The organism is Sphingomonas sp. CCH9-F2 (assembly GCF_001556735.1).
GTDB classification, from domain to species: domain Bacteria; phylum Pseudomonadota; class Alphaproteobacteria; order Sphingomonadales; family Sphingomonadaceae; genus Sphingomonas; species Sphingomonas ginsenosidimutans.
On the sequence record NZ_LSJO01000692.1, the window covers coordinates 1 to 886 of the forward strand.

The 886-nt window shown below is 69.3% G+C and carries 1 protein-coding gene; it reads right to left on the reverse strand.

Annotated elements, in window-relative coordinates:
• Window positions 1-773: MFS transporter (locus AX685_RS19885; RefSeq protein ID WP_231792326.1), on the reverse strand; the 773-nt coding region annotated here is incomplete at its 3' end.
• Between the last annotated feature and the right edge of the window lie 113 nt (window positions 774-886).

Here is an 886-nt window from a genome sequence, read left to right on the forward strand (position 1 = left end):
AGCGCCAGCGCATTCACCGCCAGTGCGCGCGTGCCGATCCGCGCCGCGCCGATCAGCGTCAGCGGCGGCAGGATCGTCACCAGTTCGTCGAAGAAAGCGCGGAACGGCGCGGGATGGCGCTCCGGCTCCGGCAGCCCTTCCACCGCACCGCGGATCGGTTCGCGCAGGGTGGCGACGATCAGCGCCAGGACCAGCCCGGGGATGCCGACCGCCAGGAACGCGGCCTGCCACCCCGCCAGCCCCAACGGCCCGCCATCGGGATAGGCGCGGTTCCAGTTCTGGACCACCAGCCCGCCGATGAACAGCGAACAGCCCCCGCCGACGTACAGCCCCGCCGAATAGATCGACAGCGCGGTGGCGCGCAGCTTCTTCGGGAAATAGTCGGAGATCAGCGAATAGGCGGAGGGGGAGGCGGTCGCCTCGCCCACGCCCACCCCGATCCGCGCGGCGGCCAGATGCGCGCCGGTGCTCGACAGGCCGGACAGCGCGGTCATCGTCGACCACAGCCCCAGCCCGACCGTCATCAGCCGTACCCGGTGCCAGCTGTCCGCCAGCCGCCCGAGCGGGATGCCGAACAGCGAATAGAAGACCCCGAAGGCGGTGCCGTAGAGGAAGCCGAGATCCTCGTCCTTCAGCCCCAGGTCGCGCTTGATATCCTCGGCCAGGATCGAGATCACCTGCCGGTCGATGAAGTTGAGGATGTAGACGAGGAATAGGATCCCCAGCACGTACCAGGCGTAGCCGCTCGCGCGGGTCTCGCTCGTCGTCGTCATCCGCCTCTCCATCCGTTTTGCCGGGGAGGGTAACAGAGGCGGGAGGCGAGAGAAGGGGAAAAGCGTGTCAGCCCGGTGGGATGAGGCCAGCGCGCGCCGCGGGGCCTCATCCC